Raw genomic sequence first — 14,970 nt, forward strand, 5'->3', positions numbered from 1 at the left:
AGCTCTGGCGTCGATGGTGATTCGCTTGCGCTGGGCGTACTCGACGAAGGCAATTCGGGTTCGGTGCTACTGCTTGACGATTCACTCGAACTGGACGATGTCGGAACCGGCGGCGGCACAGTGGAACTGCTGGGAGTCGGCGAACCGCTACCCGAAGGCATCGGCGTGGAGCTGCTGGCACTTGGTGTTGGGACGGCGCTGGACTCACTCGACGAACTGCTTTCCGCCGATGAGGACGAACTCGACGACGAACTGCTATCGACCGAACTTGGAGTTGGCCCGCTGCTCGGCGGCTCGGTGCTTGAAGATGGCAGGCTGTCGCTGCTCGACGAGCCCGATGTCGAACTCGAGGGAACAGAATTCGACGAGGAGCTGCCGCTCGAAGATGGATGGCTGCTCGATGACGAACTCGACGACGACGAACTGCTTGAACTTTCGGACGACGGACTGCTGCTGGAACTACTCGACGAAGGAAGGCTGGATGACGGTTGGATGCTACTGCTCGAAGATGGCTCGCTGCTGGAGGACGAACTCGATGAAGGTTCGCTCGACGAGCTTGACGACGATGAGCTGGAAGAGCTGCTGCTCGACGACGAACTACTGCTGCTGGAACTGCTGGACGAGGACTCGCTGGAGGACGAACTTGAACTGCTGCTGGACGACGGTTCGCTACTTGAGGAAGAACTTGACGACGAGCTGCTCGATGAACTGGATGAAGACGAACTCGACGAGTTGCTCGATGAAGGCTCGCTGGATGACGAACTTGAACTGCTACTACTACTGCTCGATGAGCTCGAACTTGACGACGAGCTGGATGAACTCGGAGGGACGCTCGATGAGTTGGACGAACTGGACGGGCAAGGACACTTCGGTACGCAGATCTTCTTGCCGCAGATTGTGATCTCCCAGCAATCGCCAGCGTCTTGCACGTCGAAGTGCGCGCATGGGTCAGGTGCCGACGTGCTTGGTGACGACGAACTCGCCTCGCAACAGATTGGCACTTCGCAGTCGTCAGTGTCGTCGATCGACACCAGCTGTCCGCACACAAACGTGAGACGCTGCGTCGGAAACCGGATCGTGTCCCCGTATCGTTCGGGGCATGGCAGCAGCGTATCGACCGTCGTGGTCAGACCTTGACCGGGCGGGCACGACGGTTCGCTGGACGATCCCGACGAACTACTCTCGCTGGAACTGCTCGACGACGAACTCGACGAGGACGAACTGGAGGACGACGAGCTGCTCGATGAACTCGACGAGGACGAAGAACTGGACGAACTCGACGAGTCGCAGCATCCTTCGCCGAGTTGCACGACTTCCCACTTGCGGCTGTCGGCCATCCATTTGGCCCAACCGAACGTGCCGGCCGGCACGCTGTCCGCCGGATCACAGCACTCGCCCGATGATTGCGGTTGGCAAACGTCGGGGCAAACCACGCCGATTGAATCGTAGACGGTGAACGGGCAGTCGACCTCGCACCATTTCAAGTCGTCCGGCATCGGCGTCGGACAAGGCGGATTGGTTTTCGAGCCATCGTAGATGACCCGCACCGCCGAAGCGGAGCCGCAACGGGAAAGCGGCGTGATCAGCTTGAAACGCCGCATGTCGTCGGGGTAGTTCGACAACCGCACGACGGCCCATTGCCCGCCGGTTCCACCCTCTCGCCAGAGAATCTTGGCCGATCCGACGGGCCGGCTAGTCAGCGCCGTCGGATCGCAATGTTTGACGTCGGCGAACTCGTGGCAGGGGTCCTCGACCTCGATGTAAGCCGGGCAGACGCCCGAAACCCACGCCCGGCCGATCTTGCCGTCGCGCAGCGGGTCCAGCAGAATCGCGAACCGCGTGAAGTGGCGAGGATGCTTCGGTTTGACGCCTTCCAGCGCGACTTGGTTTTTGAACTCGCGCAGATGATCGCCGGGTGAAATGATCGGCGAGTCGATGCCCAGCACATGAAACCGTAGGCGGTCGTCACCGCTGTTGTTGCGAACCTTGATGATGTCGCCCTGGCGAATCTGGTCCAGCGCCTCGGCGAGCTGGTCGTGCTTCTTCCCCTTCTGTTCTCGAACGGTGTCGAGAAACGAGTTCCAGACTTCCGCCGAGACATCGAGCGGCTGGCCGGCCTGCGTCTTTTTGAAGCGATCGGCCATGCCCTACGTCCCAATTCCGAGGCCAGCGAAACTCCCGTACTCGTAGACCCGCTCGACGTAGGCGGCGATCGGCTTCTTGATCAGCACTTTGGCCGCGTTGTCCTCTTCGTCTGCGAAGCGCACCCAGAGATAATGCCAGCCTTCCTTGTCGATGCCGGCGATGTTGCCCAATTGCAGACCCGCCACGTTCGGGCTGGCCGCGAACCGGAACGTGATCTCCCAATCCTCGAAGCCACGCTTCGCGCCCGACGCGCCGAGGAATAGCACCTCGCCTTTGGCGAAGCCCTTGAACCCGGCGTCGTTGACGCGACCAGTCAGAAAGAAGAGCGTCGCCTTGTACGCGCCGGTCACCAGTGCATCGTCGATGTAATGCGTTTCGGTGAAGTTGTAGACCGGGACCGTGATGTCGGTCCCTTCAATCTGGTCCTGGTTGACGCCGATCGCGCTCTGAAAGTCGGGCGCGATCTCGCCGGGCGCGGGATAGCGATTGATCGTCTCGATGGCCTGACTGATGTGCTGCGTGCCGCCGCCGGTGTCGAAGGTGAACTGCGAATCGCTCTCGATCTTGACGTACTGGACGGAGCATTCCCAAACGCCGCCGCCGACCGTCTTGATCGTGAAGCTGTCGCGTTTGAGCCCGTCGTAGATCGCCGGCGCGGTTGCGGCCACGAGCGATTTGACCAGCAGATCGTCATCGGTGCCTTGGACGACATACAGAAGCTCGGTATTCGGGCTTTCGCTTTCCGTCGCCTCGCGGCTGTCGAATTTCTCATCAATGGTGATGGCCATAACGATCTACTGTGCGAAGACGAGCTTTCCTTGTTTAGCCTGGTCCACCAGGTCCTTCGTGTTGACGACGATCTGCTCGGCGGCCCGCGCCGTCCGCTCGGCCAGGTTGTCCGCGCCGAGTCCGCGGGCAGCCAGCGCGTTGAACGTGCCTTTGACTTCGACCTTGCGCTGCTCTTCGCCGAGCGCCCCCGCGCTGAAGGACAGACTGTCTTGGAGTTCCTTCATGCGTTCTGGCTCGCTCGACTCGGCTTCAGCCCGTTTCTTCGCCGCTTCGGCGATGGCCTCCTGCCACTCGCGGCGAGCGTCCGCCAGTTCGCCCTCCGTTTCCCCAAGGTCTTCGGCGAACTGCCGTTGCCGGCGGGCGTGTTCCTCTCGCTGCATGTCGGTGAGCGTGCTCTCGACGCCGGCCCGGTCGCGTTCGATTTGTGCGCGTCGCTCTCGTCGCTCACGGTCCCGCCGGCCAACCGCCTCGAGCATCTTGTTGTCGGCGGCTTCATTCGCCTGGCTGGTTTCGCGATTTATGCGATTGACCTCGGCGTTGACATCCACGTCCGAATCGAACAGCGACTTGAGCCGGACCCAGGCCTTCTTGATGAAGCCGACGGTCGAATGCCAGGTCTTGGTGAGCAGGTTGGTAAAGACCGACCAGGCGTCGGCGAGGAACCCGACCGTCTCGGTCCAGGCAACTTCGATGGCGGCCCAACCATCGTTAAAGATCTTCGCCGCGCCGAACACGGCATTCGTGGCGATAGAGAGGAAGAACTCCTTGAACTTGATCCACAGTCCGTTGAGGAAGTGGATGCCCCGCTTCCATTCCATCTTCAGCGTCAACCAGAGAATCTTCGCCGCCAGGGCGAGGTCGCCTGCCGCCAGCGCATCGCCGATTCCCTGCCACGCGGCGAGGGCATCGCTCTTGAGTACCTGAAACCGCTCGCCCAACCAGGCGAGCGCCTTGCCGCCAATTCCAGTCGCGTACAGCAGGTAGCCGGCCAGCGCCACGACAGCGAGAATGACCAAGCCGATCGGCGTGAGCAGCAGCGCGATGATTTTTCCCAGAATGGCAATCGCCGCTCCGACCGCCCCGATGACCGCGACCAGCCCGCCGATCACCGCGCCGATCACCGCGCCGGCGCTGGAGATCAGCGTGCCAAGAATAATGAGCGCAACGCCGGCGGCAACTACAGCGGCGGCGATCTTGAAGACCGTAACGACGAGCGTCTTGTTCTCTTTGATCCATTTGATGACCGACGTGATGAGGGGTGCGATTCGCTTCTGCATTTCCGTCAGCACTGGGGCGAGCGCTGCGCCGATCTGCACAACGATGGCCATTAGTTGGCGTTTCAAGCGGTTCAATGCGTCGGTCAACTCGGCTGCGGAGGTGGCGTCCTCGTCCGTCATCGTGATGCCGAGCCGGCGGGCCTCTTTTTGTAGCGCTTCGATCGACGCCCGACCGCCTTCCAGCATGGGCAGTAGCTCACGGCCACTGCGGCCAAACACGTTCAGGGCGACGCCAGCGCGGAGCGTGGGGTCTTCGATCTTGGAAATCGCCTCGGCCAGCAGCTTGAAGCGTTCTTCGGGGCTGGCCTGTTTGAACTGCTCAGCGGAGACGCCGAGCATGTCGAGAAGATCAGTGGACGTTTTCAGACCGCGCTCGACCATCACGGAAAAGCGGGCCATTGCTGCCAGCGAGCGGTCGAGTTGGTCGATGGACGCGCCGCCCTGTTCGGCAGCGAATCCTAGTTCGCTGAGCGCCTCAGCTGAGAAACCGGTCCGTGCCCGCATCTTGTCGAGCTGGTCACCCGTGGAAGCGAAGAGTTTCGCCGCTCCCAATAGAGGCGCGAGCATCGCGGCTCCGGCGGCCGCGACTTTGAGCCCCATCGCGCGGACGCCCGCACCGAAGGCCTGCAATCGCTTCGATGCGCGGGCCAGGCCGCGAACGAGACGGCTGTCCTTCGTGTAGAGTTCGACGTAGGCCGCGCCAGCGCGGATTGCTTGAGCCGAAGGCATGGGTTATGTGATTCACCTTTTATCAACAAACACACGTTTCAGGACGCGAATGCCGGTCTTGGAAATCGCGACCGGTTTTCGTTCAACCAGTGGATGGAACTCGGCGGGCGAGTACGGCTTCGACCGCTTTTTTGGGTTGCGGTGGACGTTCGCCGTCAGCGCCAAGACCGCCGCCGTGTGCGACCACTGGTCCTGCCGCCGCGCGCCGACCATCCAGATCAACTCGCGGAGGGTCAGCGGATTCGGATCGACGCCCACGATGCCGGCCAGTTGCCAGATCAGCTTCCAGGCGACGTCTCCGGTAACTCGCCTTCGCTCAGCAGCGCTTCCAGTTGCTGATCCAGTCTCGGATCGTCCAACCGCTTGCTGGCCGTCTCGACCGCCTTCGACTGGAATGTTTTCAGTTTGGCCAGCGCCTTCGCCAGCACCTGGCGCTTGCCGCTCGGGAAAAAATCGACAAGTTCCTCCAGCAAGGCGGTCGTTGCGTTGTCGATCGCGTCGCCGGCCATCGCGCGGCCGAACTCTTCATCGCTGATTTCCTTCGTATCCGCTTCGGGCTTGCAGATCGCAAAGATCACGTCGCACAACAGGATTGGGTCGGAGACAAGCTGCTCGATCAGCTTTCCCTCGATGGCGTCCAGTAGATTCACCGAGAGGAGCGTCTTGACCCGTTTGATGCACTCGACGTTGATGGCGACCGTCCAGGTGCGGCCCGCGTTGTCGTTAAATGTCTTCATGCGTTCCTTTCGTTCGCTTACGGTCCGCCAGTGATCCATTCGGGCGCGTTGTCGGCGTAGGTTGGCTTGATCGAAACGTCGACCATGATGGCCTCTTCCAGCGCTTCGTTGCGCGTGAAGTTAAAGATGTCGAAGGTCGCTCGCAGTCCTTCCGAATCGGGATCGGTGATGTCGCCGTCCATCACTGCGAATTCCAGCGGCGCGTTGTTGAAGAACGCCTGACGGATCGCGTCGAAGCCTGCGTCGACCGTGTCCCAAACCATCTGGAACTCAATCGAGGCGTCCTTGAGCGTGCCAACCGTGGCTCGCCAGCCAGCGTTGGCGCGGGTCGTGACGTCGGCCTCGCCTTTCTCCAGGTTCAGCGTGACGTCTTTGACGTTGCTCACCTCGACCCAGACCGGCGTCGCGTAGTCGCCCGTGTTGCGATACAGCTTTGCATCCATGCCCAATCGTGTGGCCATGACGTTCGTCTCCTATTCAGTGCGCCTTAACGGAGCCTGCCCACTTGCGCGGCAGTCGCTCCTTGGTTGTTTCCAATGCCGGACCCATGAACGGTCGCTTCGGGTAACGCTGCCGCTTGTACCGCCCGCCGTGCTCGTGTGCGGAAGCCGACTTTCCGACCTTCGTGTGCTCCGGACCGATCGCGACCAGATCGTTCTGCTTCTCGACCGCGTACATGATCGCGCCGCGAAGCTGTCCTTTGCGGGTGCTGGGCGGCTTCCCCTCGGCGCTCGCCTTCTTGCGGCGTCGGATGCTTCTCTTGGCCGTCAAGCGAATCGTCGCGCCGGCGTGGCCGAGGCTCTTGATGCTGCCCTTCTTGGCTTTGGCCAGCACCTGCTTCGTGTTGTCGCGCGTCCGCGACTGCATGGCGATCATTCGTTACCTCACGACTCGAAACGTCAGCGTCAGGACGCTAGTGAACTGCCGTAGTTCGTCCCAGTGTTCCTGGGCGTAAATGGGTGCATGCTCCGTCTTGATCCAGTGGGCGTTCGGATACGCTGTCAGCCGTCGCAAACGAAAAAAGTCCGCGATCTCCTCGACCAAAGTCAGCAGTGGATCAATTTCCGCCGCATCGCCCGTCTCAAATTTCTTCTGCACCGCCACGTCGATCTGAAAGTCGTTCGTGTTGCGGGTGCGGTCGCTCTTGGTGATCACCACGCCTTTGGGGACGACGCTGACGTGCAGATCTTTCATGTCCTGCAGTTCGAACGACGGAACGTAGTGCCGCGCTGCGGTGAGTGGCAGGCTCAACGAAGCGGCGTTCAATTCGGCAACCAGCGCGTCGGCAACGTCCGTAATCACGGCCATCAAGCATCCTCCGTAGCGATGTGTTTCGTATGGACCCGCAGCGTTGTGCGATACGGATCGCTGTAGCGCCAGTGCGGCTCCGTCCCCAGAGGCATGACCTCGTAGGTGAACTTCTTTCCGGCGTCGATCTCTTCCACGCGGTCGCCTCGTTCGGGCAACGCCGGCTGGCCGGCGAGCACGAGATCAGCCGTGTCGATCAGGTAATCGCGAACCTCGGTGCGGACGATGACGCCGGTGCCATCGTCTTGTTCGAAGACCGTGCGGCCGACCGTGGCTTGCACGGGCACCGAATCTACGCCTCGCCGATACGTGACCGAGCGAGTGGCGTGTTTCTTTCGCTGACTTTGCAGCCAGTTCGATCCGGTTTCGAGGATGTCAGCCACGATGTTGACTCCGAATTACGGCGTGAGCTTGGCGCGAACGCTGGCGTCAGCGTCAGCCGCGTCTGCGACCGCTTTGCCGAGCAGCTTGTTCGCGCCGCCGCCATCGGTCGTAACGGCCACGTCATTGGCGTCATCCCAGTACGCCAGGTCGCCTGTTGAGAACGTCACACCGCCGCCGGCCTCCTTGGCCACGTCGAAGACGCCTTCCACGGCCAGAGCGCCGAGCGTGTTGGCCTTGATCTCTCGTTTGGCGATGCCAACCAGGTCGCTTTGCACCACCACATCGCCCGGAGCGACGTCCGCCCCAGGCGTGTGGTCGATGGCTGCGCCTTCGTGAACAAAAGTTGCTTGAGCCATATCAGCCTCCGATTGAATTTCAAGGTTTTGGTTGTCGTGTCAGGCTTACGCTTCGCCCTTGGCTTTCACGCCACCGCGCGAGTCTTGAAGTGCCACCCCGAAGTCGTGGTAACCTCGCATCTGGACACCGAGCTTGTTGAAGTCCGCCTCGGCCGTTTCGATCGTCGGGGCCTCTTGGCCGTTGAGGAATGCGACCTCGATGACGGGCAGGTCGGTCGACTCGGCCAGCAGATACCAGGCCTTCGACGAATTGCCCGTGTATTGGGCGTTGGACAGGTAGCGACTGACCTCGACGCGGAACTTGCCCTGGTGCGGATTGGACACCGGGTACTTCGTGGTGGTCGTCGTGTCCCGCAGTTCCATCGACTTGAAGAGCTGCGAGCCGATGGCTGATAGCGACGTCGGCACGAGCAAGATCGCCGGCATGATGCCGATCGGCTTGCCGTCGCCATCGACCTGATCCATGAAGGTCACTTCGCCTTCGGTCAATCCGTCGATCGACAGCGCCGTGCTGGCACCGGTGATGTAGTTGTTGTTGCCCGCCGTGAAGAAGGCGCTGTTGGCCAGGAACGTTGACCAGAAGACGTCATTGATCTTCAGACCGCTGCCCCGACCAAGCTTGCGCGGCACGGTGGTGATGGCATTCAGGTCGTCGTTGATGATGTCGCGGCGATCGATCGAGAGCATCAGGCCGTAGGTGTCGGCCTTGTTCTCGTACTTCTCTTCGCCGAGCGTCCCGTGCTTGAGCTCGCCGCCGGGTGCGACCTGCTCGTATTGATCCTTGCCGACCAATCGGTAGCTGGTCACGGTCTTGAAGTCGCTCACGTTGCGCACTGCCGTAACGTTCCGCCAGGTCCGCTCGACGCTGAAGAAGCCATCGAGCAGGAATTTGTTAGCGACGTTCGACAGGATGCCGCCGATGTCGACGGTCGAGAATCCGGCTTCGAGCGTCGGGTTGAAGGCGTAACGCAACACAGCCCGGCTGTCGCGGAAGTTGCGGCCGGTGTAGCCGTTGGCCCATGCCGCTTCGAGCAGCAGTTCCTGCAGCCCGATGCCGCCGCGGAATCGCTCCGTCGCGGCGTCGAGCGTTTGACCGTCGAACATGGCGTCGATCTGGTCCACGTGCCCTGTCAGCAGGCACGCCGCCTCGAGCACGCGGGCATTGATCGTCTTGTCGTGCATGTGAATCGCCGGCGTGCGGGGCCGGTTGGCGCGAAGCACTTCCAATTCACAGCGCGTCACGTCCCAGCCTTCACCGATCGCCTTGGCCTCGATCTCAGGAAAACGGCCCGCGCACAGTTGGCGGATCGCCGAGATGCGACTGACTTCGGCAGCAGCCTGCGAGCGGATTTCATCGACGGCGGAGCCGGCGGTCACAGCAGGGGCCTGCGTTTGTTGGTTCGCTTGGTGCGAATCCCGCTCGTTCGCGTCGGTATCTGTGGCGGCAGTGGTGTTTTCGGGGTCCATGTCGGAATTCTCCTCTTGCTTGTCGGTATGGTTGGCAGCGGCTGCGACCGTCGCGCTGGTCTGCCCATCCGCGCCGAGATCGACGAAACTGATCTCACTGAGCGTGGACTTGCGCACGACGTTGAGCGGGCCGGCGTGCTCCTGGCCGTTGACGATTACCGTTTGGCGTTCCTTGACGAACTCGAACTCATCGACGCTCGCTCCCACGGATGCCTGCCAGGGGAATCCGTTCTTCGAAGAGGCGACGACTTCGCGGGCGGCTGCTGTGTCGCGGGACACAATGCCCGTTGCCACCAGCTGCCCGCCGTCGATGCGGATGTTGTCCGTGTGCCCGACGCCGGACGTCGGGTCATGACTGAAGCGGATCGGCCGCGACTGCGAGGGAATCCCCAGTCCCGCGAGGTCGATGATGACCGGAAAACGCCAGCCCGCGATCCGCATCGGTGCGCCGGTGTAGGCGACCATTCGGAATCGGGGCAGCGCGGGCGCGGAGCCTTCATCGCCGGCTGACGCGACGTCGATCATCGCCGTCGCGGTGAGTTGCAGCGTGCTGGGCACGTTCTGCTTTTCAGGCTGCGCGGGCGGGCGCGTCTTCGTTTGCTTCTTCGCCATCTTCGTCCTCCTCGATGTCGTCGTTGGTCGGTGGAACTGCCGCAGGTGTCAGCCCGAGTTCCTGCATCAGCGAGAATTCCTTGGCCCGCTGGCGCAAGGCTTCTTCCCAATCGCGCCCCTGCCGGGCGTATTCGTGAGCAAGGGTGGTGGTGAGATTGGCCAAACGGGTCGCTTGGGCGCTGGCTTCTTTGGCGGGGTCCACATGCTCGTGGCCATCCCAAAACCATTGATGGGGCCATTGAGCGATCGGCCCAGCGTCCGCGGGCAAGAGTCCCGGAATGAGCACCGCTTCGTCGAACCAAGCGGCCAGCACTCGATCGAGCACAACCGATTCCAGTTGGGCCTGCTCGACGCGGATCGATTTGAAGTACGTCTGATGATCCAGACGGCCCGAGGCGTAGTTGTATCCCGAGCTGTTTCCCGCCGCGACGTTGAACGGAGCGCAAGAGGCGGGATAAGAGCGAACAATGCAGAACGCGTCTATTCGGCGGCGATCCAACCCTTTTGATGGCCGAGGTTGTTAATCTTGCCGCTTAAGACGGCCTGCGCAAGGAGGCGAGAAGCGTACGGCCGTCGCACGCCGAGATGGTCGGCTACGTTGCCAAGGAACACCACGTCGTCCTGTTCGCGGACGAAGCGCGCGGCGTCCCGCCAGCGACCGGGACTGGGAACGTCATCATCGGTAATTGGAATCGTGCCATCGATGCCCAGGTCGTCGCGAAGTTCGATCGCGCCGTCCCACAGCGTGATCCGGTGCTTGCCGTCGCCACGACGCTCGCGACGAAGAATGATCCGCTTCACGGTCTGGCGAATGGCGAACGCGAGCTTCTCACGGTCCGCTTCCGACAGGCACTCCAGCAGTTCGTCCAACCGTGCGATGACCTCCAGCGCTTCCGGCGTCGGTGCTTGCTCGCCCTGCACCTGGTGCAGCTTCTCTTTGAGCTCCGATTCCTGTTTGCGCCACGTCGCCAGCAGCTTCGAGATACCGGGAACGTCCAACGGATCGGCCAGGGCCAGGTTCTCCGTGCCCCGTTCGATCTTGGCCCACAAGTCGGCAAGCTGCGATTCGTACCGACCGACATCGGTCTGAACCTTTCTCGTGCGACGCGTGATCTCCTTGCGGATCGCTCGCTTTGTGCGTTCGTCCGACATGAACGCCTGTAACTTGGACAAGACGCCCTGCTCGATGGTCTCCGCGCGGAAGCTTGGCCGATCCGATTCCTCCGGGTGTTCCTCGAATTCGCGGGGAGGCAGCGAATAGTACCGTCGCACGACCGCGCGTTGCGAATGGCTCATGGTGCAGCCTTGCAGTCTGCGGCCGTCGCCGAGAAAGACAACTCCAGTGAGCAGGTACTTGCCTGGCGTTGGAGCCTTGCACGGCTCGCTGTTTCGCTGGAGCTGCTTCTGCGCGCGGTCGAATAACGCGGGTGTTACGAGCGGCTCGTGGGCGTCTTCGCATGTCACGCCACCATCATCGTAGAGACTGCGAAACTTGCCGCGCCGCCGCTTCTGGCCGGCAACGATCCTTCCCACGTAGACCGGATTCGTCACCGTGCGTCGAACACTCGTGGCGTTCCACCGGTTGCCATGCATCGTTCGGTAGCCTTGCCGATTGAGCTGGCGGGCCACGGACCCGCACGACGAGCCTTTTGCAACGGCCTCGAACATCATTCGCACCGCTTCGACAGCTCGCACGTCGGTTGAGATGACCAGTCTCGACGACCATTCAATCGGACGCCGGAACTTCTCCGTTGGCGATACGCGGCGGACGACGACACCCGTTTCGTCGAGAATCTCCCGGTCGTAGCCGAACGGTGGCCCGCCCTGCTTCTGGCCACGACTGATTGCCAGTCGCTTGCCACTAATAACCCGGTCGGCCAGTTTCACCGATTCCTCGCGTGCGCCGTACTGATCGACGATGGCGGTGATCACGCCGCCCAGGTTGTTGAAGTCGAGTTCGCCGCGCTGGCAGGTGATGATCTTCACGCCGGCGTCCCGTAGCTGCTTCCAATGGATCATCGCGTCGAACACGTCCTCGCGCGACATCCGGCTTTGTTCAGAAAGCAGAACAGCGCGAAACGCGCCGCCTTTTGCGTCACCGAGCAACCGCTGGAAGTCCTTGCGGTTGTTCGATTCCGTGCCGGTCAGTCCGTGGTCTTCATACCAGCGGACGATTTTGTAGCCGGCGCGATCGGCCAAGGCCTCAATGTCCTTTCGTTGCCGCGCGGGGCTATCCTGCTGTTGGTCGGTGCTCATGCGGATGTAGCCAACCGCCGGAACGCGCGACCCGTTTCTCCGTGTAGAATTGCGTTTAGCCATGATTGCCCTTTCCAAACCAAAGGGTGTGAATGGTAAGAGCCGCCGGCGTGTTCGCTGCACGCCGACGGCTCGCTTTGGTTTCAGACGTTGGGTGGTTTCGACTGATCATCGGCCTTCCAAGATTCCGACGACCGCCGCCAACCTCTGGTTGACTTCAGCCATCGTTCCAACATGCGTCCATGCGATGTCGACCTCGCCGCCGGGTGCCGGTTGGTCCTGCAACAATTCGCGGATGCGTTGCAACAGGTCCTGCGCAACCAGGTGGGACGTCTCGTAGGCCGGTTCGGCTTGCAATCGTTGTCGTGTCATTTGGACGCCCTCCGTTTCTTCGCCGCCAAGGTGAAACGACCGGGGCCGGTCTTCTTGAAACGGGCGTCCTTTCCCTTGCCGATGTCTCGAATGATCGAAGCGTACAAGGTGGCCTGCGGCGTCTTGCCGCCGGGCGAGGTCCACAGGTTTTTCCTTTCCATCGCCTCGATCATCTCTTTGCAGCTCATGGGCTTTCGGGCTTGCCGCAGCACCTTGATGGCTGCATCGATCTGGCTCAGCTTCGGTTGGGTTGCGGTCTTCTTTCCTGCCATCGTTTCGTCTCCCAATCGGATTGGTGTTGTTGCGTCGCGAACGCCGCGACGCGTGACAGGACAGTTACCTCGCGTTTTCGGCGTCATCAAGCTAGGCGTTGGCATCCTTGGCCAAGTCCGCCGAATCGTCGCCAGACGGGCCAACTGTGGGCGACGGGTTGGCCATTTGGGCGTCCAGCCAAGGGTATTCGCCAGCCCGAATCGACGCTTCGATCTGTTTCAGAAATTGCCATTCCCACAGCGGGACCATTACGACGTCCTGCTTGCTGTAGCGCTGGATCACAATCGGCTCGTCGGTGTTGGCCACGGATTGATACGCCCATCCCAGGCTGTCTCGCAGGTGGGTGATCCGCATGACGTGCTCGGGCGTTGGTTCGGGCGTTGGTTCGGGCATTGGCTCGGACATGTACAAGAAAGAAACTGTAGGTAAGTTTGCGACTGTTCCCGCGGGCGTCTCCTGAAGACGGTCGCGAGGTAGGACCCGTTCGCCCAACGGAGGCGATTCAAGGTTGCCACCAAGACTGCCAACATGCCCCCGTCTCTTTTTGGTGGCAATCTTGGCAGTGTTGGCAGCCTTCCCCAAAAACACCGGGAACCACGCGTTCCCTCTACGGCAATTTGGTGGCCATCTTCCTTTTTGGTGGCAGTGTTGGCAGTCTTGATTCGGTGAAAGATGTCCAAGGCTGCCAAGACTGCCAACTTATTGAGACGGGGGTTGGTGGCAGTCTTGGTGGCCATCTTGATCCGGCAGGCTCCAATACCACTTGCCACCATCCTTCTTGGACCGACCTTCGATCTCCTTGAACGCACGCCGGAGCGTTCGCTCCGAGAAGCCGTTCTCTCTCGCATCCGCAATCACCTGTTTCGATGGCTGGCGACCTTCAGCGAGCTCGTTGCGCAACCAGGCGACGACCTCACGTCGCTCCGCGCCTTGAGTGCTCTTGTCGCTGGTCGATTTCAATTCCGCCGCGAAGGCCTCGTCGGCGTGCATGCGAACCGGTTCGAGTTCCCATGCCACGCGGCTGTCGACGATGCGGTACGCCAGGCCGTCGGGATCGCGTGCGAGGTTTAGCTTGCCGGGCAGGAACAATCGTCGCTCGGGATTCTCCTGGTCCTTGGCCACCGCCCACACGGCGCGTGAAGCGGCCGCGAATGCCAGCGAGCCCATCGCACGGTACACCGCTTTCGCGCCACCCGACTTGCTGAGATGGGTCACAGCGACAATCGCCACCCGATGGCGGCCAGCCAAATCGGCAAGCGGCGCGAGTAGACCTCGGACATCCGTGTTCTTGTGGGAATCAACGCTGCCGGTGTAGGCCGAAATCGGATCGATCACGACCAGGCGCGCGTCGGGCATCTCTTGCATGACTTCCTCAAGGCGTGGGAGGTCGGCCTCAAGCGAGAAGTGCCGGCGTCTGCCACCTTCGGCCACGCCTTCGACGGCCACTATGTTCCCGTCGTCCGCGCCGGCCTTGTCCAATCGCGGCGCGATGGTGTCGGCCAGATCGTCCTCGGCGTTGAAGAGCACGACGCCCGCCGGCGACTGCTTGAGCAAGGGCAGGTCGGGCCACGGCTCGCCGCGCGAAACGCGAGCGGCGATGTCCAGCGTGACGAATGACTTTCCCAGACCTGGATCGCCGGCCAACAGAGTCAGCTTGCCCAGCGGAATCCGCCCAGGCCACAACCAGTCAAGTAGTTCACGTTCCACGTCTTTCAACCTCCTCTTGATCGCGTGAGGCGGTGCCGGTGGTCGCCAGAGCGGCGCTGGTGCCGGTGTTGGCTTTGCCGGCTTCGGTGCCTCAAGCATGCCGCGCAGTCCCTCCGTCAGAAAATCCTCGGGCCGTGGCGGTGGTACGATCCGCTTCGGATTGATCTCCGCTTTCGCCCACGCATCGACCGCCTTCTGCCACGGCGGCACAATCTCGTCCGCGACTTGGCCGTTGGTCGCACCCGCTTCGCACAGTTCCCACCAGAGTTGCTTGGCCATCTCCATTGCCTGGCAACGTCCGCGCGTGCGACATGCGGCAACCTCGTGGCCCGTGTGGTAGACCACCTGGTCGCTCTCCATGTCGGGATCGCCGTACATCTCGGCGCTCGGCACGAGCAGTTCGGCTTCCCGTCTTGCCTGCCGCCGGTCGTTCCAGGCCAGGGCGATGGCTGCCTCGTCGGGCGCATCCCAGGTGGCGACCACCATAGCGCCCTCCATGAAGGCTTGGCGATAGACGCGTTCGTTGGTTTGGCGCTCGGGCGTGACAGGCCAATGCGG

The 14,970-nt window shown here is 61.8% G+C and carries 18 protein-coding genes; 2 read left to right on the plus strand and 16 right to left on the minus strand.

What is annotated here, in order from left to right:
- Positions 1-63: 63 nt before the first annotated feature.
- The gene (locus tag Pan97_RS19035; RefSeq protein ID WP_144975340.1) at positions 64-1,137 is read left to right on the plus strand and encodes a hypothetical protein; all 1,074 of its coding nucleotides are present in this window, start codon (positions 64-66) and stop codon (positions 1,135-1,137) included.
- Positions 1,138-1,715: 578 nt separating this feature from the next.
- Complete coding sequence (locus Pan97_RS19040; RefSeq protein WP_144975342.1) at positions 1,716-1,919, plus strand: hypothetical protein; 204 nt, start codon at positions 1,716-1,718, stop codon at positions 1,917-1,919.
- A gap of 228 nt (positions 1,920-2,147) precedes the next feature.
- Here Pan97_RS19040 and Pan97_RS19045 read toward each other — a convergent pair whose 3' ends face one another.
- The 16 genes from Pan97_RS19045 to Pan97_RS19120 all read right to left on the minus strand — a co-directional run bounded on the left by Pan97_RS19045 (position 2,148) and on the right by Pan97_RS19120 (position 14,910).
- On the minus strand, positions 2,148-2,933 hold the full coding sequence (locus tag Pan97_RS19045; protein ID WP_144975344.1) for a hypothetical protein: 786 nt from the start codon (positions 2,931-2,933) through the stop codon (positions 2,148-2,150).
- 6 nt (positions 2,934-2,939) lie between these two features.
- On the minus strand, positions 2,940-4,940 hold the full coding sequence (locus Pan97_RS19050; RefSeq protein WP_144975346.1) for a phage tail tape measure protein: 2,001 nt from the start codon (positions 4,938-4,940) through the stop codon (positions 2,940-2,942).
- Between the two features lie 12 nt (positions 4,941-4,952).
- Positions 4,953-5,198 carry a hypothetical protein gene (locus Pan97_RS19055; protein ID WP_144975348.1) on the minus strand — a complete coding sequence of 82 codons (246 nt, stop codon included), beginning with the start codon at positions 5,196-5,198 and terminating at the stop codon, positions 4,953-4,955.
- A gap of 20 nt (positions 5,199-5,218) precedes the next feature.
- Positions 5,219-5,677 carry a hypothetical protein gene (locus Pan97_RS19060; protein ID WP_144975350.1) on the minus strand — a complete coding sequence of 153 codons (459 nt, stop codon included), beginning with the start codon at positions 5,675-5,677 and terminating at the stop codon, positions 5,219-5,221.
- A 17-nt stretch (positions 5,678-5,694) separates the two neighbouring features.
- Complete coding sequence (locus Pan97_RS19065) at positions 5,695-6,138, minus strand: phage tail tube protein (RefSeq protein ID WP_144975352.1); 444 nt, start codon at positions 6,136-6,138, stop codon at positions 5,695-5,697.
- Between the two features lie 16 nt (positions 6,139-6,154).
- Positions 6,155-6,544 (minus strand): hypothetical protein, encoded by a 390-nt coding sequence (locus Pan97_RS19070; protein ID WP_144975354.1) that lies wholly within the window; start codon positions 6,542-6,544, stop codon positions 6,155-6,157.
- Positions 6,545-6,556: 12 nt separating this feature from the next.
- Positions 6,557-6,985, minus strand: a complete 429-nt coding sequence (locus Pan97_RS19075) for a hypothetical protein (protein ID WP_144975356.1) — start codon at positions 6,983-6,985, stop codon at positions 6,557-6,559.
- Positions 6,985-7,368 (minus strand): hypothetical protein, encoded by a 384-nt coding sequence (locus Pan97_RS19080; protein WP_144975358.1) that lies wholly within the window; start codon positions 7,366-7,368, stop codon positions 6,985-6,987. The genes Pan97_RS19075 and Pan97_RS19080 overlap by 1 nt, the downstream gene beginning before the upstream one ends.
- Positions 7,369-7,383: 15 nt before the next feature.
- Positions 7,384-7,725, minus strand: a complete 342-nt coding sequence (locus Pan97_RS19085) for a DUF2190 family protein (protein WP_144975360.1) — start codon at positions 7,723-7,725, stop codon at positions 7,384-7,386.
- Positions 7,726-7,770: 45 nt separating this feature from the next.
- Entirely contained in the window at positions 7,771-9,804 is a 2,034-nt protein-coding gene (locus Pan97_RS19090) for a phage major capsid protein (RefSeq protein WP_144975362.1), read from the minus strand.
- A complete protein-coding gene (locus tag Pan97_RS19095) occupies positions 9,761-10,303 on the minus strand; it encodes a phage portal family protein (protein ID WP_144975364.1) in 543 nt (180 codons plus the stop codon). Before Pan97_RS19095 ends, Pan97_RS19090 begins: the two co-directional genes overlap by 44 nt.
- Positions 10,285-12,123 (minus strand): recombinase family protein, encoded by a 1,839-nt coding sequence (locus Pan97_RS19100; RefSeq protein ID WP_144975366.1) that lies wholly within the window; start codon positions 12,121-12,123, stop codon positions 10,285-10,287. Before Pan97_RS19100 ends, Pan97_RS19095 begins: the two co-directional genes overlap by 19 nt.
- Before the next feature lie 105 nt (positions 12,124-12,228).
- The gene (locus Pan97_RS19105) at positions 12,229-12,432 is read right to left on the minus strand and encodes a hypothetical protein (protein WP_144975368.1); all 204 of its coding nucleotides are present in this window, start codon (positions 12,430-12,432) and stop codon (positions 12,229-12,231) included.
- Positions 12,429-12,704, minus strand: coding sequence for a winged helix-turn-helix domain-containing protein (locus Pan97_RS19110; protein ID WP_206668903.1), 276 nt, complete (start codon positions 12,702-12,704; stop codon positions 12,429-12,431). The genes Pan97_RS19105 and Pan97_RS19110 overlap by 4 nt, the downstream gene beginning before the upstream one ends.
- 91 nt (positions 12,705-12,795) lie before the next feature.
- A complete protein-coding gene (locus Pan97_RS19115) occupies positions 12,796-13,098 on the minus strand; it encodes a hypothetical protein (protein WP_144975372.1) in 303 nt (100 codons plus the stop codon).
- A gap of 306 nt (positions 13,099-13,404) precedes the next feature.
- On the minus strand, positions 13,405-14,910 hold the full coding sequence (locus tag Pan97_RS19120; RefSeq protein WP_165698855.1) for an AAA family ATPase: 1,506 nt from the start codon (positions 14,908-14,910) through the stop codon (positions 13,405-13,407).
- Positions 14,911-14,970: the final 60 nt, after the last annotated feature.

Origin of the sequence: Bremerella volcania, from assembly GCF_007748115.1 — a bacterium.
In the GTDB taxonomy this organism is placed as follows: domain Bacteria; phylum Planctomycetota; class Planctomycetia; order Pirellulales; family Pirellulaceae; genus Bremerella; species Bremerella volcania.